At 74.4% G+C, this 18,865-nt stretch carries 20 protein-coding genes and 1 tRNA gene; 15 read left to right on the plus strand and 6 right to left on the minus strand.

The annotated features are described in order from the left end of the window. Nucleotides 1–2: 2 nt before the first annotated feature. Both GKE82_RS00870 and GKE82_RS00875 read right to left on the minus strand, forming a co-directional pair. Nucleotides 3–791 (minus strand): class I SAM-dependent methyltransferase, encoded by a 789-nt coding sequence (locus GKE82_RS00870; protein WP_309233305.1) that lies wholly within the window; start codon nucleotides 789–791, stop codon nucleotides 3–5. Continuing rightward, a complete protein-coding gene (locus GKE82_RS00875; RefSeq protein ID WP_107569913.1) occupies nucleotides 788–3,214 on the minus strand; it encodes a glycosyltransferase in 2,427 nt (808 codons plus the stop codon). Before GKE82_RS00875 ends, GKE82_RS00870 begins: the two co-directional genes overlap by 4 nt. A gap of 111 nt (nucleotides 3,215–3,325) precedes the next feature. Here GKE82_RS00875 and GKE82_RS26725 point away from each other — a divergent pair, with 111 nt between their 5' ends. The 14 genes from GKE82_RS26725 to GKE82_RS30485 are packed head-to-tail and all read left to right on the plus strand — an operon-like array spanning nucleotide 3,326 to nucleotide 14,130. After that, nucleotides 3,326–3,715 carry a hypothetical protein gene (locus tag GKE82_RS26725; RefSeq protein ID WP_196189006.1) on the plus strand — a complete coding sequence of 130 codons (390 nt, stop codon included), beginning with the start codon at nucleotides 3,326–3,328 and terminating at the stop codon, nucleotides 3,713–3,715. Nucleotides 3,716–3,766: 51 nt separating this feature from the next. After that, entirely contained in the window at nucleotides 3,767–4,198 is a 432-nt protein-coding gene (gene tsaE / locus GKE82_RS00880; protein ID WP_154732039.1) for a tRNA (adenosine(37)-N6)-threonylcarbamoyltransferase complex ATPase subunit type 1 TsaE, read from the plus strand. Further along, the gene (gene tsaB, locus GKE82_RS00885) at nucleotides 4,195–4,887 is read left to right on the plus strand and encodes a tRNA (adenosine(37)-N6)-threonylcarbamoyltransferase complex dimerization subunit type 1 TsaB (RefSeq protein ID WP_154732040.1); all 693 of its coding nucleotides are present in this window, start codon (nucleotides 4,195–4,197) and stop codon (nucleotides 4,885–4,887) included. Before tsaE ends, tsaB begins: the two co-directional genes overlap by 4 nt. Continuing rightward, nucleotides 4,884–5,435, plus strand: a complete 552-nt coding sequence (rimI, locus tag GKE82_RS00890) for a ribosomal protein S18-alanine N-acetyltransferase (protein WP_154732041.1) — start codon at nucleotides 4,884–4,886, stop codon at nucleotides 5,433–5,435. The genes tsaB and rimI overlap by 4 nt, the downstream gene beginning before the upstream one ends. Beyond that, on the plus strand, nucleotides 5,432–6,424 hold the full coding sequence (gene tsaD / locus GKE82_RS00895; RefSeq protein WP_309233308.1) for a tRNA (adenosine(37)-N6)-threonylcarbamoyltransferase complex transferase subunit TsaD: 993 nt from the start codon (nucleotides 5,432–5,434) through the stop codon (nucleotides 6,422–6,424). The genes rimI and tsaD overlap by 4 nt, the downstream gene beginning before the upstream one ends. After that, on the plus strand, nucleotides 6,421–6,666 hold the full coding sequence (locus GKE82_RS00900) for a glutaredoxin family protein (RefSeq protein WP_309233309.1): 246 nt from the start codon (nucleotides 6,421–6,423) through the stop codon (nucleotides 6,664–6,666). Before tsaD ends, GKE82_RS00900 begins: the two co-directional genes overlap by 4 nt. Further along, nucleotides 6,663–7,328, plus strand: coding sequence for a redox-sensing transcriptional repressor Rex (locus GKE82_RS00905; RefSeq protein ID WP_107569907.1), 666 nt, complete (start codon nucleotides 6,663–6,665; stop codon nucleotides 7,326–7,328). Before GKE82_RS00900 ends, GKE82_RS00905 begins: the two co-directional genes overlap by 4 nt. Further along, nucleotides 7,325–8,491, plus strand: a complete 1,167-nt coding sequence (locus GKE82_RS00910) for a YbdK family carboxylate-amine ligase (protein ID WP_309233310.1) — start codon at nucleotides 7,325–7,327, stop codon at nucleotides 8,489–8,491. The genes GKE82_RS00905 and GKE82_RS00910 overlap by 4 nt, the downstream gene beginning before the upstream one ends. Further along, on the plus strand, nucleotides 8,488–8,895 hold the full coding sequence (locus tag GKE82_RS00915) for a hypothetical protein (protein WP_107569905.1): 408 nt from the start codon (nucleotides 8,488–8,490) through the stop codon (nucleotides 8,893–8,895). Before GKE82_RS00910 ends, GKE82_RS00915 begins: the two co-directional genes overlap by 4 nt. A 47-nt stretch (nucleotides 8,896–8,942) precedes the next feature. After that, on the plus strand, nucleotides 8,943–10,853 hold the full coding sequence (locus GKE82_RS00920; protein ID WP_154732042.1) for a universal stress protein: 1,911 nt from the start codon (nucleotides 8,943–8,945) through the stop codon (nucleotides 10,851–10,853). Beyond that, complete coding sequence (locus GKE82_RS00925; protein ID WP_107569903.1) at nucleotides 10,853–11,053, plus strand: hypothetical protein; 201 nt, start codon at nucleotides 10,853–10,855, stop codon at nucleotides 11,051–11,053. The genes GKE82_RS00920 and GKE82_RS00925 overlap by 1 nt, the downstream gene beginning before the upstream one ends. Then, nucleotides 11,050–13,026 (plus strand): amino acid permease, encoded by a 1,977-nt coding sequence (locus GKE82_RS00930; protein WP_154732043.1) that lies wholly within the window; start codon nucleotides 11,050–11,052, stop codon nucleotides 13,024–13,026. The genes GKE82_RS00925 and GKE82_RS00930 overlap by 4 nt, the downstream gene beginning before the upstream one ends. 11 nt (nucleotides 13,027–13,037) lie before the next feature. Continuing rightward, complete coding sequence (locus tag GKE82_RS00935) at nucleotides 13,038–13,460, plus strand: TrkA family potassium uptake protein (RefSeq protein WP_107569901.1); 423 nt, start codon at nucleotides 13,038–13,040, stop codon at nucleotides 13,458–13,460. 4 nt (nucleotides 13,461–13,464) lie between these two features. Beyond that, complete coding sequence (locus GKE82_RS30485) at nucleotides 13,465–14,130, plus strand: NAD-binding protein (protein ID WP_154732044.1); 666 nt, start codon at nucleotides 13,465–13,467, stop codon at nucleotides 14,128–14,130. A 23-nt stretch (nucleotides 14,131–14,153) separates the two neighbouring features. On the opposite strand, the gene GKE82_RS00945 is transcribed toward GKE82_RS30485, so the two are convergent. The 3 genes from GKE82_RS00945 to GKE82_RS00955 all read right to left on the minus strand — a co-directional run bounded on the left by GKE82_RS00945 (nucleotide 14,154) and on the right by GKE82_RS00955 (nucleotide 16,870). Next, nucleotides 14,154–15,653 (minus strand): serine hydrolase, encoded by a 1,500-nt coding sequence (locus GKE82_RS00945; RefSeq protein WP_154732045.1) that lies wholly within the window; start codon nucleotides 15,651–15,653, stop codon nucleotides 14,154–14,156. Between the two features lie 28 nt (nucleotides 15,654–15,681). Continuing rightward, the gene (locus tag GKE82_RS00950; RefSeq protein WP_154732046.1) at nucleotides 15,682–16,722 is read right to left on the minus strand and encodes a metallophosphoesterase family protein; all 1,041 of its coding nucleotides are present in this window, start codon (nucleotides 16,720–16,722) and stop codon (nucleotides 15,682–15,684) included. 76 nt (nucleotides 16,723–16,798) lie between these two features. Beyond that, nucleotides 16,799–16,870: transfer RNA gene (locus GKE82_RS00955), tRNA-Gln, on the minus strand. A gap of 87 nt (nucleotides 16,871–16,957) precedes the next feature. On the opposite strand from GKE82_RS00955, the gene GKE82_RS00960 reads away from it, so the two are divergent. Next, nucleotides 16,958–17,533 carry a helix-turn-helix domain-containing protein gene (locus tag GKE82_RS00960; RefSeq protein ID WP_196189007.1) on the plus strand — a complete coding sequence of 192 codons (576 nt, stop codon included), beginning with the start codon at nucleotides 16,958–16,960 and terminating at the stop codon, nucleotides 17,531–17,533. On the opposite strand, the gene GKE82_RS29650 is transcribed toward GKE82_RS00960, so the two are convergent. Continuing rightward, complete coding sequence (locus GKE82_RS29650) at nucleotides 17,518–18,822, minus strand: ABC transporter ATP-binding protein (protein ID WP_309233313.1); 1,305 nt, start codon at nucleotides 18,820–18,822, stop codon at nucleotides 17,518–17,520. The two genes, GKE82_RS00960 and GKE82_RS29650, sit on opposite strands and share 16 nt — an antisense overlap. Nucleotides 18,823–18,865: the final 43 nt, after the last annotated feature.

Here is an 18,865-nt window from a genome sequence, read left to right on the forward strand (position 1 = left end):
GGTCAGTACGGCCACGGCCCGTCGGCGGGGCCGTGGCCGAGCAGCCGGGCCAGCGGGCGCAGCCGCGCGAGCAGCACCGCCTTGAGCAGCACGTTGCGCGCGAACCACGGCAGCTGTCCCAGCACCCGGGCGGCGTCGGCCGCGCGCGCGGCCCACGAGGGCGGTCCGCCCGCGGTGCGCACCCAGCGTGCCAGCGAGCCGTCGCGACCCGCGTAGGACCAGGCGGGGTCGGGCAGCAGCCGCCGCAGCGTCGCGAGCGTCACCCCGACCGAGGAGAACGTGTCGTGGACCAGCAGCGTGCCGCCCGGCGCGACGCGCGCGCCCCAGTCGGTGAGGTCCGCGAGCGCGGGGCCGTAGCGGTGCGCGCCGTCCACGTAGAGGAGCTCGACCGGCCCGGGGACCGCGGCGAACGCGGCGGGCGCGTCGGAGAACGCGCGGACGTGCTCCACGCGGTCCGCGACCCCGGCCGCCGCGAGGTTCGCGGCGAACGCGGCGGTGTCCGCGTCGCCGAGCGCCGCGTCGGGCGCGAACTCCTGTGGGCCGCGGTCGGAGCCCGCGTGCGGGTCGATGCACACGATCCGGGTCCCGGCGGGCGCCGCGAGCGCGAGCACGATCGCGGAGCGCCCGCGGAACGAGCCGATCTCGACGATCGTCGCCCCGGGCGCCAGCGCGCGGGCGCACGCGTGCAGCCGCCGGCCCTGGGCGTCGGTCATCCAGCCGTCGACCTCGGCGACGGCGGCGAGCGCCGCGTCCGCGTCGCGCAGCGCGCCCGTGTCGTCCGTGTCGCTCACGTCGCGACCGGGGTCCGGGGACCGCCGCGCGGCACGATCCGCAGCCCCAGCGCGAGCACGCCCGCGGCGGCGAGCACCTGGACGCCGAGCACGATCGACGCGAACGTCACGATCCCGAAGTCCCCGGTGAAGAGCACGAGGACCTCGGCGACCGCGACGACCGCGAGGACCCACAGGAACCGCGTGGCGCGCAGCGCGAGCATGTACTGCACGGTCAGGTACGCGACGGCCAGGAGCGTCATGGCGACGCCGAGCAGCAGCAGCGCGTCGGCGCCGTCGGCGCCGTCCGGGCCGAACGCGAGCGTCAGCAGCAGCTCGGGCACGAGCGCGAAGATCAGCAGCGCCGGGGCCGCGACGGCCACGAGCACGGTCAGCGACCGCACGAGCACGGGCCGCGGGTCCTCGCCGGCGGCGTGGCGGCGTGTCGCGTCGGGCAGCAGCTGCAGGCCGACCCCGATCGCCACCCAGACGACGCTCTTGGCCGCCACCGCGGCGATCGCGTAGGCGCCCGCCCGGTCGGCGTCGAGCTCGTGCCGGGCGATGATCACGTCGACGTTCTGCAGCACCGCGAGCAGCAGCAGGCCGAAGATCGGCACCCAGCCGCCCGAGACCAGCCGCCCGAGCGTGCGGATCGCCTGCGCGTCCGGCACCGCCGGGGTCGCGGCGGCCCGGTCGTCGGAGAGGCGCCGCTCGATCGCCAGCCACAGCGCGCCGACCGTGATCGCGATCGTCAGCGGGGTGCCGAGGAACGCTCCGGCGACCCCGGCGCCGAGCAGCACGAGCAGGACGCCCGTGACGAGCCGTCCGACCGCCTCGAGCACGAGGCTGCGCGCGACGGGCCCATAGGCGTGCAGGCCCTGCAGCACGCCGCGCTGGAGCGACAGCAGCATCCACAGCGCACCGGTCGCGGGGATGGCGGCGACCGCCCACGGGTGCTCCGGCGTGCCGGTCAGCGTCGCGAGCGGCTCGCGGACGAGCACCCCGACCAGCGCGAGGACCGCGGTGGCCAGCAGCAGCCGTCCGGTCCAGGCGCGCAGCGTGGTGCGCAGCAGCTGGCGGTCGCCGAGCGCGCCGAGCGCGGTCTCGCGGGCGGCGGCCGCCTGCACCGACTGGCCGCCGACGAGCAGGATCAGGAACACGCCGATGATCGCGGCGAGTGCGCCGTACCCGTCGGTGCCCAGCAGGCGCGTCACCACGATCGTGAACAGCAGCTGGATCGCGTTGTTGGCGAGCGTCGCACCGGCGAGCCCGGCCGCCGCACCGGTCCCGGAGCGGGCGAGCGCGTCGCGCAGCCGCGGGCGCGGCGCGGTGGTGGCGGCCTCGAGCACGGTGAGGTTCTCGGCGGCGGTCGCGTCCCACGTGAACGTCGCGGCGCGCTCGCGCGCGGCGTCCCCCTGGGCGCGGCGCCGGGCCGGGTCGGCGACGAGGTCGCGCACGGCGGCGGCGAGCTCCTGCGGCGTGTCGGCCAGGACGCCGGTCTCGCCGTCGACGATCGACTCGGGCAGCCCGCCGACGCGCAGCGCCGCGCTCGGGGTCCCGCACGACGCCGCCTCCATGACCGTCAGGCACCAGCCCTCGGCGCTGGAGGCGGTGAGGTTCACCCAGGCCCGCCCGTAGAGCTCCCACTTGCGCTCCTCGTCGACGTGCCCGTGCAGCGTCACGCGGTCGGTCAGGCCGCGGGCCGCGATCTCCGCCTCGAGCGCCTCGCGGTGGTCACCCTCGCCGGCGAGGTCCAGGCGCGCCGCGGGGATCGCCTCGAGGACGTCGAGGACGTGCTCGATCCGCTTGTAGGCCTTCAGCCGGCCGAGGTACAGGAGCGTCGGCTGCGCCGCGTCGACCGACGGCGGGTCGGGCGGGGCGTCGACCCCGAGGTGCGCGACGTGGACCTGCTCGCCGGGCACGCCGAGCGCGACGAGGTCGTCGCGGGCGGACCGTGAGATCGTCAGGAACGGGGACGGCCGGTAGAGCGTGCGCAGCGGCAGCGCCTCGAGCAGCAGCGCCGCGACCCGGCCGCGGCGCCCGAGCTCCGCGACGTAGTGGTCGGCGTGCACGTGGTGCACGAGCGTCACGCGCGGCATCCGCAGCCACCACCACAGCGGCGTGAAGAACGCGATCCCGTTGACGACCTCCAGGCACACGTCGGCGTCCGCACCGACCCCGCGCAGGGTCCGCCACGCCGCGCCGGGAAAGACCGTCAGGCGGCTGCCGATGCGGTGGATCTCCAGCCGCTCGTGGGGCCGCTCGACCGCGGCGCCGCCCGGGAACGCGCCAGCGATCACGGTGACCCGGTGGCCCCAGGCGATCCAGCGCGACACCTGCCCGAAGAGGTTCGTGCCGGTCCCGCCGCCCTGCGGGTGCGCCCAGTCCCGGTCCGTCAGGAGCAGGATGTGGCGGGGGGTGGTGTCGGGGGGTGCCGTCGGCACCGCGCGACGGTAGCGCAGAGCCCGGGTGCCCCGTCCCACGTGTCTGCAGGACGGCGTCCGGGAAGGAGGAAGACCGACCCCGTCCCTAGAATGCCCTGCTGCGTGCGTCGGATGCGACCCCTCACCCTGCTCCTGTGCCTGCTGTGCCTGCTGACCGCCCCGGCGGTCGCGCTGGGCCAGAGCGCGGGCGACGAGCAGTACCAGGATCCGTTCGGCGAGACCACCGGGCAGACCCAGGGCGGTGGCACGACGACGCAGGCGCCGGATCCCGAGCCGCAGGCCGATCCGGGCTCGACGCTCACCGACGAGCCCCAGATCACGCCCGACATCACCGCGCCGCCCGCGGTGGGCGACCTGCAGGACGTGCCGCAGGACACGGCCAACCGGCCGCAGCGCCTGGCGGACACCGGGATCGACGCCCGCCTGTTCCTCGCCCTCGGGGTCGCGCTGCTGCTCGCCGGGATCGGCCTGCGGCTGCGCACGATCCCCGAGCGGTTCTGACCCGCCCGGCTCGGGACGGCGGGACCCTCGTCGGCGTAGCCTGTGCCCGGCATGTCGTCGCGCACCGTCCGCACCTCCGGCGCCGAGGAGACCGAGGCGCTCGCCGCCGAGCTCGCACGTGACCTGCGGCCGGGTGACGTCGTGCTCCTGCGCGGCGAGATGGGCGCCGGGAAGACGACGTTCGTCCGCGGGGCGGCGCGCGCCCTCGGGGCGACCGGCCCGGTGACGAGCCCGACGTTCGCGATCGGCCGCCGCTACGACGACGCGACCCCGCCGGTCGCGCACCTCGACCTGCACCGGCTGGTGTCGCTGCAGGACGAGGACCCGGCGCTGCTGGACGACTACGTGACCCCGGCGACGGTCGCCTTCGTCGAGTGGCCGGAGCTCGCCGCCGACGCGCTCGACGGGGTCCGCTACGCGGTGACGCTCGAGCACGTCACGCCGACCGAGCGCGACGTGACGATCCGACCGGTGGCGCCGTGAGCGTGCTGCTGGCCTTCGACACCGCGACGCCGGACACGGTCGTCGGCCTGCGCACCGCCGACGGCGCGACGCTCGGGCGTCGCCACCGGCCCGCGGACGGCGAGCGGCCGGGACACGTCACGCAGCTGCTGCCGCTGCTCACCGAGCTGCTGGACGAGGCGGGGGTCGGCTGGGACGCGGTCGCCCGGATCGGGGTCGGCGTCGGGCCCGGCACGTTCACCGGCCTGCGGATCGGGGTCGCGAGCGCGCGCTCGCTGGCGGCCGCCGGCGGCGCCGAGCTCGTCGGCGTCCCCACCCTGGCCGCGCTCGCCGCCGCGGCCCCGGCCGGCCGGGTCGTCGCCGCGCTCGACGCGCGGCGCCGCGAGGTCTTCGCCGCCGCCTGGGACGACGCGACCGCCGCGGCCACGGGCGCCGCCCCGTCGCTGCCGCCGGTCGCCGTGCCGCCCGCGGAGCTCGGCGGGCTCGTCGCGCTCGCGGGCGTCCGCGTCGTCGGGGACGGCGCCGTGCGCTACCGCGAGGCGCTGACCGCCGCCGGCGCCCTCGTCGCCCCTGACGACGACGCGCAGCACGCCGTCGACCCGGCCCGCCTGTGCGACCTCGCGGCCCGCGCGACCCCGGGCGCGGACGTGCTGCCCGCCTACGTGCGGCGCCCGGACGCCGTGCCGACCGCGCTGCGGGGTGGCCGGTGAGCACCGGCGCGGAGAGCACGCGCTTCCGCATCCAGCGGCTGCGCTACCAGGACCTGCCGCAGGTCATCGCGATCGAGCGGCGGGCGTTCCCGGCCCCGTGGTCGCTGGCGATGTTCGTGCTCGAGCTGAGCAAGACCGCGGGCGTGTGCCTGGGCGCGTGGCGCAGCGAGGAGGCCCTGGCGGGCTACTGCATCTGCAGCCGCTACGACACGATCTGGCACATCATGAACATCTCGGTCGACCCGGTCCTGCACCGCCGCGGGGTCGCGACGGCGATGCTCGACGACCTGTTCACGCGCCTCCCGGACCCCGAGGCGCAGTTCACGCTCGAGGTGCGGCAGAGCAACCTGCCCGCGATCGCGCTGTACGAGCGCTACGGCTTCCTCATCGCCGGCGTGCGCAAGCGCTACTACCAGGACAACGGGGAGGACGCGTACATCATGTGGCGCACCGCCGCGACGCTCGAGGGCCGCCTCGACGACGTCCCCAACGCCGGGCCGGTGCAGCCGACCCCGGGCACCGTGCCGCCCCCGGGGGGCCGCCGGTGATCCTCGCGATCGAGACGAGCTGCGACGACACCTGCGCCGCGGTCGTGACCGCCGACGGCGAGGTCCGCAGCAACGTGATCTCCTCGCAGGGCATCCACGACGCGTACGGCGGCGTCGTCCCCGAGATCGCCTCGCGCCACCACCTCGAGCGCTGCACGGCGGTCGTCGACGACGCGCTGCGCCGCGCCGGCGTGACGCTCGACGGGATCGAGCGGATCGCCGTCACCCAGGGGCCGGGGCTCGTCGGGGCGCTGCTCGTCGGCCTCTGCCACGCCAAGGCGCTCGCCGCCGTCCGCGGCCTGCCGCTGACCCCGGTCGACCACCTGCAGGGCCACGTGGCGGCGAACTTCCTGCGCATCGGGGACCGCGAGCCGTTCGAGCCGCCGTTCCTGTGCCTGATCGCCAGCGGCGGCCACACGTTCCTCGCGCACGTCGCCGACCACGACGGCTTCACCGTGCTCGGCCGCACGCTCGACGACGCCGCGGGGGAGGCGTTCGACAAGGGCGCCCGCCTGCTCGGCCTGCCCTTCCCGGGCGGCCCGCACCTCCAGCGCGCGGCGCAGGACGGCGACCCCGGCGCGTTCGCGTTCCCGACGGCGGCGAAGGTCGCGGGCCTGGACCTGTCGTTCAGCGGCCTGAAGACCGCGCTGCTGTACGCGGTGCGTGACCTGGGGGAGCAGGAGGCGCGCCGCCGCCACGCCGACCTCGCCGCCAGCTACCAGCACGCGATCGTCGAGACGCTCGCCGTCCGCGTCGAGCGGGCGCTGGGCGAGACCGGCGCGACCCGGCTGGCGATCGGCGGCGGCGTCGCCGCCAACGGCCCGCTGCGCGAGCGGCTGTCGACGCTCGGGGTGGCGGTGAACGTCCCGCCGGTGGAGCTGTGCACCGACAACGCGGCGATGATCGCCGCCGCGGCGCTGCACCGGCCCGGCCTGCCGGTCGGCGCGCACCTCGCGCTCGACGCCTACCCGACGGGCACGCTGGCGTGATCACCGTCCACGTCCGCGAGGGCTGCCACCTGTGCGACGACGCGCTGGCGCTGCTGCGCCCGCTCGCGGCCGAGCACGGCGAGCCGCTGGAGGTCGTCGACATCGAGGCCGACGACGACCTGCACCGCCGCTACCTCGAGCGCATCCCGGTGATCTGCCTCGACGGCGAGGAGCTCTACGACTTCTTCGTCGACGAGGCGGACCTCCGCGGCAGGCTCCGTCATAGACTGGGGGGTCGATGAGCACGACGGAACCCACGGATGCGGCCACGCCGGACGGGATGACCCCCGAGCGCCTCACCCTCGGGGTGGCGGCGCGTCTCTCGCGCTACCTGCAGGTCCTCACGCAGGCGAAGAAGATGGGCAAGGAGACCATCTCCTCGCAGGAGCTGTCCGACTACACGCACGTCAACTCGACGCAGATCCGCCGCGATCTCAGCGGCTTCGGCAAGTTCGGCAAGCGCGGCGTCGGCTACAACGTCGAGTCGCTGGTGTCCCAGATCCGGGGCATCCTGCGCACCGCCGGCCAGCACAACATCGCGCTGTTCGGCGCCGGGCACCTCGGCCGCGCGATCGCGTCCTCGGACATCTTCGCCGACCACGGCTTCCGCGTCGTGGCGATCTTCGACGCCGACCCGTCGAAGGTCGGCATGGAGGTCGGCCCGCAGCGCGTGCGCCACGTCGACGAGCTGCGCGCGGTCGTGGAGGACGAGGACGTCGTCGTCGGCGTCCTCGCGGTGCCGCCCGCCGCCGCGCAGGCGCTCGCCGACGACCTCGTCGAGGCGGGCGTCAAGATCATCTTCAACTACTCCGAGACGCTGCTGCAGGTCCCGCCGGAGGTGACCGTGCACACCTCGAGCCCCGCGGTCGATCTCCTCTACGCGCTGTACTTCTACCTCACGTGATCGACGTCGCCGCCGCCTACGAGGCGTACGCCACCTCGGTCGACCGCACGGTCGGCATCGAGGAGGAGTTCGCCATCCTGGACCCCACGAGCCTCGACCTGGCCCCGCGCTACGAGGAGCTCCTCGCCGCCTGCCAGGACGACGCGCCGCTCGCCGCGTCGGTCAGCGGCGAGCTGATCTCCAGCGAGATCGAGATCCGCTCGGGGCGTGGGGAGGACGTCCACGACGCGCTCGCGCGGCAGCGCGACGCGCGCCGGCGCCTGTTCGCGCTCGCGGGCCGCCACGACGCGCTGCTGGCCGCCCAGGGCACGCACCCGTGGGCGGACTACCGCGAGCAGCCGAACATCGACACCGAGCACTACCGCCGGGTCGTCGACGGCCTCCAGTACGTCGCCCGGCGCAACAACACGTTCTCGCTGCACGTGCACGTCGGCGTCCACGGCGCCGACCGCGCGATCCGCGTCTGCGACCGGCTGCGCGGCGTGCTCCCGACGCTGCTGGCGATCAGCGCCAACTCGCCGTTCCTCGACGCGCGCGACTCGGGGCTGCACTCGGCGCGCACCCAGGCGTTCACGAAGACGTTCCCGCGCTGCGGGATCCCGGACGCGTACGGCTCCTGGCAGGCGTACGCGGACTACATCGACCTGCTCGTGCGGACGAGCTCGATCGTCGAGTACACGCAGATCTGGTGGTCGGTGCGCCCGCACTTCAGCTTCGGCACCGTCGAGGTCCGCATCTGCGACGCGCAGGCCGACGCCGCCGAGGCGGACGCGCTGACCGAGCTCGTCGTCGCCTGCGTGGCCCAGGCCGCCCGCGACGAGGACGAGGGCCGGCCCGCCGCCGGGGGCCCCGACCTCCCGGCCCGGCTCGTCGAGGAGAACATGTGGCGGGCCATCCGCTTCGGCATGGACGGCCGGCTGCTGGACCTCGACCGGCTCGTCGAGGAGCCCGCGGGTGCCGCCCGCGACCGGCTGTGGGAGTGGACCGCCCCGGTCCGCGCCGAGATCGGCCTCACCGACCTGAAGCTCCCCGCGCGCAACGGCGCGCAGCGCCAGCGCGCCCTGCTGGCGCAGGGGGTCACGATGGAGGAGGCCTTCCGCGCCTCCGTGCAGGAGACGCAGGACACCTACGCCAACACGCCCCAGGAGGCACCGTCCGCATGAGCACCCCACCCGACATGCCGCTCGGCCCGGACGGCGAGCCCGTCTCCGAGGAGGAGCTGCGCGCCGCCTACGAGGCCCAGCTCAAGCAGCTGCGCGTCGAGGACGTCGTCGTCCAGACCCTCGTGTCGCTGATCAACCTCGCCGGCCGCAAGGCGGGCCTGGCGCCCGGGACCGAGGACGAGCGCGACCCCGAGCAGCTGCGCATGGCCATCGACGGCTCGCGGGCGCTGCTCGCGCTCGTCGAGGACCAGCTGGGCCCGGACGCCGCGTCGCTGAAGGACGCGCTGTCGCAGCTGCAGATGGCCTACGTGCAGATGGGCGGCACCGCCCCGGAGGCCACGCCGGACGCCGGCGGCGGCGCGGGCCAGGCCCCGCCGAGCCGCCTCTGGGTCCCCGGCCAGTAGGGCCGCACGGCACGCGCCCGCGGGAGGCGTAGACTCCCGCGGCGCACATGGCAGAACGCCGCCTCCACGGACTCCAGAGGGTCCTCGGCACGAACGCCCTCTTCTCGACCGCCTACGGCAACGTGGGCTCGTCGATCTACTACGCGCTCGGGCTCGTCGCCAGCTACGCGCTCGGCCTCACGCCGGTGGTGTTCATCATCACCGGCTTCATCTTCTACCTGACGGCCGCCACGTACGCCGAGGCCACGGCGATGTACCCGGAGGCGGGCGGCTCCTCGAGCTTCGCGCGGCGCGCGTTCAACGAGTTCGTCTCGTTCTTCGCCGCCTGGGCGCAGATGCTCAACTACGTCATCACGATCGCCATCTCGGCGTTCTTCGTGCCGCACTACCTCGGGTCGCTGTTCTGGGAGCCGCTGAAGACCGCGCCGGGGGACATCGTCTTCGCGATCGGCGTGATCCTGCTGCTGTGCTTGGTGAACATCCGCGGGGCGGAGGAGTCCGCGGGCGTCAACATCGGCCTGGCGGTCGTGGACTTCGCGACGCAGCTGCTGCTCGTCGTCGTCGGGCTGTTCCTCGTGTTCAGCCCGTCGACGCTCGTCGACAACGTCTCGTTCGGCGTCGCGCCGGAGTGGAAGGACTTCCTCGTGGCGATCCCGGTCGGGATGATCGCCTACACGGGCATCGAGACGATCTCGAACATGGCCGAGGAGGCCAAGGACGAGGCGACGACGATCCCCGCGGCGATCAAGCGGGTCGTGATCGCCGTCTTCGCGATCTACGCGCTGCTGCCCGCGGTCGCGCTGAGCGCGCTGCCGGTCTACCAGCAGCCCGACGGCGAGTACGTCACGAAGCTCGGGCTCTCCGAGGAGGAGGGCGGCTTCGCGGGCGACCCGATCCTCGGCGTCGTCAAGCAGATCGACCTCGGCATCTTCCAGGGCGCGGGCGAGCTGTACGTCGGCATCCTCGCGGCGACGATCCTGTTCATCGCCGCCAACGCGGGCATCATCGGCGTCAGCCGGCTCGTGTACTCGATGGGCCTGCACCGGCAGATGCCGGACCGGATGCGCCAGCTGCACCCGCGGTTCGGCACGCCGTGGATCGGGATCCTCGTCTTCGGCGGCATCGCCTGCCTGATGCTGCTCCCCGGCCAGGCGGACTTCCTCGGCAACATGTACGCGTTCGGGGCGATGCTGTCGTTCACGATCGCGCACATCGCGGTCGCGCGCCTGCGGCTCACCCAGCCCGATGTGGAGCGGCCCTACCGGGGGCCCGGCAACGTGACGATCCGCGGGCGCGCCTACCCGCTGTTCGCCCTCGTCGGCGGGCTCGGCACCGGCCTGGCGTTCCTGACCGTGGCGCTGCTGCACCTCGACGTCGCGGTCGCGGGCGTCGGCTGGCTGGCGCTCGGGATCGTCGTGTACATCGTCTACCGGCGCCGCCAGGGACTCGACCTCGTGACGACGACGAAGGTCGCGGTGCCCAAGCCCGTCGTCGACCACGAGGCGGAGTACGAGAGCGTGCTGGTCGCGCTGGAATGGCGCAGCTACTCGCCGGGCGCGATCGCGATGGCGCAGAAGGTCGCGGCCCGACGCCGGCGCGGCATCCACGTCGTCGTCACGATCACGGTGCCCACGAGCGAGCCGATCGACGCCGAGCTGCCCGACCACGAGCTCGCCGCCTGGGCGATCATCGAGCAGGCCAAGCTCCAGGCGGGCCGGCGCGTCAGCGGCCACGTCGAGCGCGTCCGCGCCGGGCAGGCGGGCCGCCGGATCGTCGAGGCCGCGAAGGAGATGCGCGCCGCCGCGATCGTCATGCCGCTGCCGCCCCGAGGCGTCGCCGGCGGCACCGTGTTCGGCAAGACGCTCGAGACCGTCCTGGGCGAGCGCCCGTGCCGCGTGATCATCCAGTCCGACCCCGGCACCCCGACTCCGCGAACCGCGCCGGTGGGACAGGCCTGATGCCCGAGCCGCGCGACGTCCACCACGCCGCCACGAGCGTCATGAGCGCCGTCATGGTCGTGCTCGGCGTCGCCATGCTCGTGTCGACGCTCGCCCGGGGCGGCGGCCCGCTGGCCCTCGGGACGATCCTCGGCGTCATGTTCGTGGCGGTGGGCGCGGGCCGCATCTTCATCGCCCGATCGGGGAGCCAGGACCGATGAGCGACGAGCAGACCCCCCAGCGGCTCGAGGTCGCCGACACGATCATGAAGCGCGGGCTCGGCTCGCCCGCGATCTTCGTGGTCCTCTACACGTCGCTGGCCTCGGCGATCTACTTCTCGCTCGGGGTCGTCGCCGACCATGCGCTCGGCCTCACCCCGGTCGTCTTCCTCGTCGCCGCGCTGCTGTTCGCGCTCGCCGCGATGACGTACGTCGAGGGCGCCTCGCTGCACCAGGACAAGGCCGGCTCGACCGTGTTCGCGCGGTACGCGTTCAACGAGCTCGTGAGCTTCGTGGCGGGCTGGGCGATCCTCCTGGACTACGTGATCCTCATCGCGGTCACGGCGTTCACCGCGACGAACTACGCGGCGGCGTTCTACGCGCCGCTGGGCCGCGGCGGCACCGAGATCGTCCTGGCCTTCGCGATCATCGCCTACGTCGCGCTGCGCAACATCCGGGGCTTCACCGCCAAGCGGGTGTCGCGGCTGTCGCTGCTCGTGGTCGCCGACCTCGTGCTGCAGGCGCTGATCATCGTCGTCGGCCTCGTCACCGTCTTCGACGCCGACCTGCTGCTCGACCCGATCCAGCTCGGCACGAGCCCGGGGTGGGAGGACACGCTGTTCGCCCTGGGCGTCGCCACCGTCGTGTTCACGGGCCTGGAGTCCGCGTCGGGCCTGGCCGGCGAGGTCGGCGCCGGCCGCCGGCAGCTCAAGCGGCTGCTGCTCAGCGCGTCCGGATCGATCCTCTTCCTGTACGTCGGCATCGCGCTCGTGGCGCTCACCGCGCTGCCGGTGGTGGACGGGCGCACCGCGCTCGGCGACACGTTCGTCGAGGCGCCGATGCTCGGGGTCGTCGCGGCGCTCGACCAGGCGTGGCTGTCCGACGGCCTGAAGTACGTGCTCGCCGCCGCGGCGACCGTCACGCTGATCGCCGCGGCCAACAGCGCGATGCTCGGCCTCTCGCGGCTCGCCTACAACCTCTCGACCAACCGCCAGATCCCGGCGCGGATCGGCCGGCTGCACCCGACCCGCTCGACCCCCTACGTGGCGATCACGCTCGGCGCGCTCCTCGCCGCCGTGCTCGTGCTGCCCCAGGACCTCGACGTCCTCGTCGGCATCTACGCCTTCGGCGCCCTGCTCGGCCTGACGATCGCGCACGTGTCGATCGTCGCCCTGCGCGTGCGCGAACCCGACCTGCGCCGCCCGTACGCCGTCCCGCTGAACGTGACGGTGCGCGGCGCCTCGCTGCCGGTGCCGGCGATCGTCGGTGCGGTCCTGTCGTTCGCCGCCTGGGTCAGCGTCCTGCTGTTCCACTCGGGCGCCCGCTGGGTCGGCCTGGGCTGGATGCTCACCGGGCTCGTCCTCTACGTCGCCTACCGGCGCGCCGAGGGCAAGCCGATCTTCAAGCGCGTGCTCGTCCCCGCGTCGGCGCTGCGGCACGTGGACGCGCCGTCGGTCGAGTACGGCTCGATCCTCGTGCCGATCTTCGGCACCCCGCTGGACGACGACATCGTGCAGACCGCGGGCCGGCTGGCCGGCAACTGGCACGACGACTTCGACAGCGAGGAGGGCGCGACGATCGAGGCGCTGTGGGTCTTCGAGATCCCGATGGCGCTGCCGCTCGACGCGCGGCTGCCCGACCACCAGCTCGAGACCGCGCGCGCCGCGCTGCGCCGCGCGAAGGCGGTGGGGGAGGAGTACGAGGGCGTCGAGGTCGCCACCGCGACGATCCGCGCGCGGCGCGCCGGCACGGCGATCGTCGACGAGGCCCGGCGGCGCGGCGTCGAGGCGATCGTCCTCGCCGCGGAGGAGCCGACCCGCATCCGCGGCGGCGCGCTGCTGGGCGGCCGCGGCGGCCCGCGCGACAACTTCGTCGGCGAGGTCACCAAGCAGGTGCTGGCCAAGGCGCACTGCCAGGTCATCCTCACCGCGCCCCCCGCCGACGACCCCCTCATGGACCCGTCCCCCGACCGATAGTCTCCTCGCCCATGTTCGTCCTCATCGTCGGAGCCGGACGCGTCGGCTCCGCGGTCGCGCGCTCGATGCTCGCGTCCGGCCACCAGGTCTCGGTCCTCGACGAGGACCCGCTGTCCCACGAGCGCCTCGACGCGGGGCTCGACACGACGTGGGAGGAGGCCGGCGGCCGCTTCACCGTCGGGCACGGCATCGAGATCGAGGCGCTGGTGGAGGCGGGGATCGAGCAGGCCGACGTGTTCATCGCCTCCACCAACGGCGACAACACGAACCTGCTGATCTCCCAGATCGCCCAGAAGAAGTTCCAGGTCCGCAGCGTGATCGCACGGGTCATGGACCCCGCCCGCGCCGACTGGTACCAGGAGCAGGGGCTGCGCACGATCTCCCCGACGAAGGTGGCCATCGAGATGTTCGAGCAGGCGCTGAGCGAGGTCTGACGGCGTGTACGTGATCATCGCCGGAGCCGGCAAGGTCGGCTGGAACCTCGCCCGCGAGCTGATCGGCAAGGGCCACGAGGTCACCCTCCTGGACAACCGCCGCGACCGCTACCTCACGATCGAGCAGGAGCTCGAGCACGCCGTCCAGTACGGGGACGCCACCGAGCTGTGGGTGCTCGAGCGCGCGGGCATCCAGCGCGCCGAGCTCGTCATCGCCGTCACCGGCGACGACGAGGACAACATGCTGATCTGCCAGGTCGCGAAGGAGAAGTACCTCTGCGACCGCGTCATCGCGCGCGTCAACAACCCGCGCAACCGGCAGTGGTTCGAGCTCCTGGGCGTCAGCCCGGTCGTCAGCGCGACCGACCTCATCCTGCGCCTGATCGAGCACGAGGTCCCGTCCTACGGCCTCGTCCACCTGCTCGACCTGCGCGACGAGAAGCTCGAGATCATCGAGATCGAGGTCGAGGTGGGCTCGCCCGCCGACGGGCAGGCCGTCAGCGACATCAGCATCCCCGAGGGCGCGCTGATCATCTCCGTGCTGCGCGGCGGCGACGGCTTCGTGCCGAAGGTCGACACGGTCATCGAGGGCGGCGACGAGGTCCTCCTCGTGCTCGACCCGGGCCTCGAGGAGCGCATCACGCAGGTCTTCACCACGCCGCCCGCCTGAGCGCGGCGGCGCGGCGCCCTCCCTCAGCGGGTCAGGCGCGCGGGCACCGCGACGCGGACGCCGTCCGCGTCGTCCAGGGCGGTCACGCGGAAGGTCACGTCCAGCGGCCCGGCCGGCCGCCGGCGCAGCCGCAGCAGCACCTCGCGGTGCTCGCCGCGGGGCACGGACCAGGCGCGGGGCCGGGCGCTGGCGCCGTCGAGCGCGACCGTGCCGCTGCAGGGCACGCCGCCGATCGCCGGGCAGCTGATCCGCACGGAGACCAGGCGCGACCGCCCGACCGTGGTGCGGACCGGCTCGACCCGCGGCACGCGCGTGCGGCGCGGCCCGGGCCCGGGCGGTGACGGCGGCCCGGCCGTCGCGGCGGCCGCGTCGTCGCGCCAGTCCGTGTCGGTCGACGGCGGCAGCCGGTCCGCGCCCGGGGTGCGCATGACGGGCGTGTCGCGGACGGCGGCGATCAGCCGCTCGAGGACCCCGCGCTCCCAGGCGCGCGGGTCGCTGCCCGACCGCGCGTCACCCCCGGTGGCCCCGTAGCGGACGACGACCAGTCCGAGCGCGGGGAGCACGACCACGCGCTGGTCGAAGCGCCCGCGCCACGACCACAGGTCCGCGGGGAGACCGGGGAGCAGCCGCCCGTCGTCGCCGGCGCAGCCCGGGGCGGCGTTCACCCAGGTCATGAACCCGTGGCAGCGGCTGGCCTGCGGCGAGAGCATCGCGGCCACGTCGTCGGCGGGCAGCAGCTGCCGGTCGCCCCAGCGGCCGCCGAGCCGCGCGAGCTCGGCGAGCCGCGCCAGGTCGTCGGCGGTCAGCCGCAGGCCGAAGCTGCCGCGTGTCTGGCCGCGCCGGTCGCGCAGCCAGCTGAACCGCGCGATGCCGACGGGGCCGAACAGCTCGCGCGCCGCGTAGCGCTGCAGGTCCTCGCCGGCCGCGCGCTCGAGCACGGCGACGAGCAGGTCGCGCGCCGCGGGCGCGTCCCCGAAGGCGGCGCCGGCCAGGCGGGTCACCGGCGTCGCGAGGGCCTGCAGGAGCACGTTCTCGCGGAACGCGTTGTCCGGGGTCGGGCGGATGCCCGAGGTCCGCTGCAGGAGGTCGCGAACGGTGATCGCGCCGTGCGCGGCGTCCGCCTCGGACAGGAGCGCCCCGACGCGGTCGTCGAGGTCGAGCAGGCCCTGCGCGCGCTGGCGCAGCGCCACGAGCGCCAGGACCGACGACGTGATCTCCCAGCTCTCGTGCTGCGTGACCGTGCTGCCCAGCACGGTGTCCTGGGCGACGAGGCAGCCGTGGCGGTAGATCCGCACGGCGAACGAGCGACGGTCCTGGTAGGCGTGCAGCGCGAGGTCCAGGTCGCCCTGGTCGAGTCCGGCCTGCGCGGGGGACGCCGTCGGCCAGGTCGGGCCGGGCGGGCCGCAGGTCCGTGCCGCCTGCGCGGCCGCCGGGCCCGCGAGCGTGACCAGGCAGGCCGCGACCGCGGCGCCGAGGGCTCCTCTCTCGTAGCGCATCGCGGGCAGCATGCCGGAAACCGGCATGCCGGGCAAACCATCTGTCGCGGATGCGCTACGGCAGCAGCTGTGCGGGCTCGAGGTCGTCGAGCAGCGTGACCGTCCGAGCACGCCCGCGCGCGTCGATGCGCACCGCGCCGCCCGGCCAGTACGGATGCCCCGGCTTCGCCCCGGCGAGCAGCATCGGCTCGTAGACCCAGCAGCCGGTGTTGAGCAGTCGGGGTCCGCCGGCTAGCGGCGTCCACTCGGCACGGTCGTCGTCCGGCAGCGGGCCGGCGCGGTGCAGGTGCCCGAAGACGATCGTGCGCGCGTCCACGCCCAGCCGTCCGGCCGCGGTGGCCATCGCGGGCAGCCCGGCGCGGCGGAACTGCTGGCCGAGCAGCCCGGCGCTGAACGGCGCGAGGATCGGCGCGGGCAGGGCGGCGTCCAGCGCGGGAGCCGCCGCCATGCCGGCGGTGCGGGCGGCCGCCGCGGCCCGGTCGATCGCCGCGCTGACCCCGCGCGGGAGCGTCGAGCCGAGCGCGAGCTGGACCGCGGCGAACGACGCCCCGGGGCCGCGTTCGTAGTCCTCGAGGCGCTGGTCGGCCTCCTGCGGATAGGGCGGACGGCTGCCGGGCTCCGGGCGCGGCGCCATGAGCTCCCGGTCCACGTAGTGCCCGTGGTGGGCGAGCACGCCGTCGGCGAGCCACACCGCCGGGTAGTGGACCTGCGGCCGGGCGGGCCGCAGGGCGCGCACGAGCGCCGACAGGGCGGGGGAAGAGGACCCCGGGATCTCCGCGGTCAGCTCCAGCGGGCGCCCGTGCCGCGCCTGGTCGCGCACCCAGCGGCGCACGAGACGGTGGTCGTGGTTGCCGGGCACGACGAGCAGCTCGCGGTCGCGGCCGACCGCGTTGCCGATCGCCTCCAGGACCGGCTGCGCCTCCTCCATCGCCTGGCGCGGGCGCCCTTCGAGCATCTCGACGACGTCGCCCAGCAGCACGAGCCGGTCGACCCGCTCGATCTGCGCGAGGAGGATCTCCAGCACCGCGGGACGGCGCAGCACGTCGCGCTGCAGGCGCGAGCCCAGGTGGAGGTCGGAGATGACGAGCGTGCTCACGGTGACGGCCGCCGAGCGGCTCCCACACAGTGTGCCGCAACGAGAAACGCGCCCCGGGAAGGGGGCGCGTCGGAGGCTGCCGGACTAGGACTCGAACCTAGAATAACGCGTCCAGAGCGCGTCGTGTTGCCGATTACACCATCCGGCAGAGATGGTTCGCGCGGCTGCGCGGAGACCCAGTATAGGAAACGCGCGGGAACGAGGACGTCCGCCCGCCATGCGAACATGTGTTCCCATGGCGCAGCCGAAGCGAGCACCCGGAGCGACCCGTGCGGCGGTCGCCGCGCTCCTGCAGGAGGGGCACTCGCTCGCCGAGATCGCCCGGCGGCTCGGGGTCAGCAAGCCGACCGCGTCGTACCATGCGCGCGCGCTCGGGATCCCGATCGACGCCCGGGCCAACCGGCGCTACGACTGGGCGGCGGTCCAGGCGTTCTACGACGCCGGCAACTCGATCTCGGCCTGCCAGGCGCAGTTCGGCATGGCGCGGGCGACCTTCGGCGCGGCGGTGCGCCGCGGGCAGGTCGTCACCCGCCCGCAGGCGATGCCGCTCGAGCAGCTGCTCGCCCGCCCGCGCAACCGCCAGCACGTCAAGCAGCGGCTCATCCAGGCCGGCCTGAAGGACGACGCCTGCGAGCAGTGCGGGATCGCACGCTGGCGCGGCGCGCCGCTGGCCATCGAGCTGCACCACCGCAACGGCGATCCGGCGGACAACCGGCTCGAGAACCTGCAGCTGCTGTGCCCCAACTGCCACAGCCAGACGGACACGTTCGCGGGGCGGCGGCGGCCGCCGGGCGCTCAGGCGGCGGCCTGACGGGCCCAGTCCCGGTACAGGTCCGCGTAGGCGCCCTGCGCCGCGACGAGCTCGTCGTGGGTGCCCTGCTCGACGATCCGGCCGCCGTCGAGGACGACGATGCGGTCGGCCTGGCGGATCGTCGAGAGCCGGTGGGCGATGACGATCGCGGTCCGCCCGTGCAGCAGGCGCCGCAGGCCCTCCTCGAGCCGGGTCTCGGTGTGGAGGTCGACGTTCGCGGTCGCCTCGTCGAGGATGAGGATGCGCGGGTCGGCGACGAGCGCGCGCGCGAACGCGACGAGCTGGCGCTGCCCGGCGCTGAGCTGCACGCCGCGCTCGCCGACCTCGGTGTCGAGCCCGGCGGGGAGGCGCGCGACGACGTCCGCGGCCCCGGCGGCGCGCGCGGCGGCCTCGACCTCCTCGCGGGTCGCGTCGGGGCGGCCGAAGGCGATGTTGTCGGCGACGGTGCCGCTGAACAGGAAGCCCTCCTGCGGCACGATGCCCATCTGCGAGCGCAGCGAACGGGCCCGCACGTCGCGCAGCTCGAGCCCGTCGATCGTGACCGCCCCGGTGGTCGGGTCGTGGAACCGCGACACGAGCTTCGCGAACGTCGACTTGCCCGCCCCGGTCGCCCCGACCAGCGCGACGGTCTGCCCGGCCGGGATCCGCAGGTCGACATCGCGCAGCGCGTACCGGATCTCCCCGTCCTCGGCGGAGCGGTACGCGAACGACACCCCCTCGAAGGCGATCTCGCCGCGCAGCGGTCGCGGCAGGTCGACGGCGTCGGGCTTGTCGGTCATCTCCGGGTCGACGTCGAGCAGCTCGAAGATCTTGTCGAGCGCCGCCATGCCGGCCTGGTAGGTCGTGTACACCTGGGAGAGCTGGCCGATCGGGTCGAAGAACCCGTTCATCGCGGCGATGAAGCCGACGAGGACGCCGATCGTCAGCTCGTCGTCGAGGACTTGGTTGCCGCCGTAGAGGAGGATGCCGACGGTCGCGACGGCGCTGACGAACTCGACCGCCGGGAAGTACGCGGCGTTCAGGTAGACGGTCTTCATGTTCGCGTCGCGGTTCTCGGTGTTGAGGACCGCGAAGTCGCGGCGCTGCCGGTCCTCCTGCGCGAACGAGCGGACCACGCGGATGCCGGAGAGCGACTCCTGCAGCGAGCCGGTGATCGCCCCGATCGTCTCGCGGGTGCGCGCGTACGCGTCGGCGCTGGCGATGCGGAACGCGAACGACCCGAACGCCAGGACGGGGAAGACGAGGAACGTCAGCAGGGCGAGCTCGACGTCGAAGGTCAGCAGGATCACGATCGACCCGATGAGCGTGAGGGGACGCGCTGAAGAGCGTCAC

Origin of the sequence: Conexibacter sp. W3-3-2, from assembly GCF_009707605.1 — a bacterium.
GTDB lineage: Bacteria > Actinomycetota > Thermoleophilia > Solirubrobacterales > Solirubrobacteraceae > Paraconexibacter > Paraconexibacter algicola.

Excerpts from the sequence above, each read along its gene's own strand:
- GKE82_RS00920 (WP_154732042.1), top strand. The coding sequence starts at position 8,943 with ATGGCAGAACGCCGCCTCCACGGACTCCAGAGGGTCCTCGGCACGAAC.
- GKE82_RS00945 (WP_154732045.1), bottom strand. The coding sequence starts at position 15,653 with ATGCCGGTTTCCGGCATGCTGCCCGCGATGCGCTACGAGAGAGGAGCC.
- GKE82_RS00905 (WP_107569907.1), top strand. The coding sequence starts at position 6,663 with ATGAGCACGACGGAACCCACGGATGCGGCCACGCCGGACGGGATGACC.
- GKE82_RS26725 (WP_196189006.1), top strand. The coding sequence starts at position 3,326 with ATGCGACCCCTCACCCTGCTCCTGTGCCTGCTGTGCCTGCTGACCGCC.
- GKE82_RS00935 (WP_107569901.1), top strand. The coding sequence starts at position 13,038 with ATGTTCGTCCTCATCGTCGGAGCCGGACGCGTCGGCTCCGCGGTCGCG.
- GKE82_RS00925 (WP_107569903.1), top strand. The coding sequence starts at position 10,853 with ATGCCCGAGCCGCGCGACGTCCACCACGCCGCCACGAGCGTCATGAGC.
- GKE82_RS00960 (WP_196189007.1), top strand. The coding sequence starts at position 16,958 with ATGGCGCAGCCGAAGCGAGCACCCGGAGCGACCCGTGCGGCGGTCGCC.
- GKE82_RS00915 (WP_107569905.1), top strand. The coding sequence starts at position 8,488 with ATGAGCACCCCACCCGACATGCCGCTCGGCCCGGACGGCGAGCCCGTC.
- GKE82_RS00930 (WP_154732043.1), top strand. The coding sequence starts at position 11,050 with ATGAGCGACGAGCAGACCCCCCAGCGGCTCGAGGTCGCCGACACGATC.
- tsaE (WP_154732039.1), top strand. The coding sequence starts at position 3,767 with ATGTCGTCGCGCACCGTCCGCACCTCCGGCGCCGAGGAGACCGAGGCG.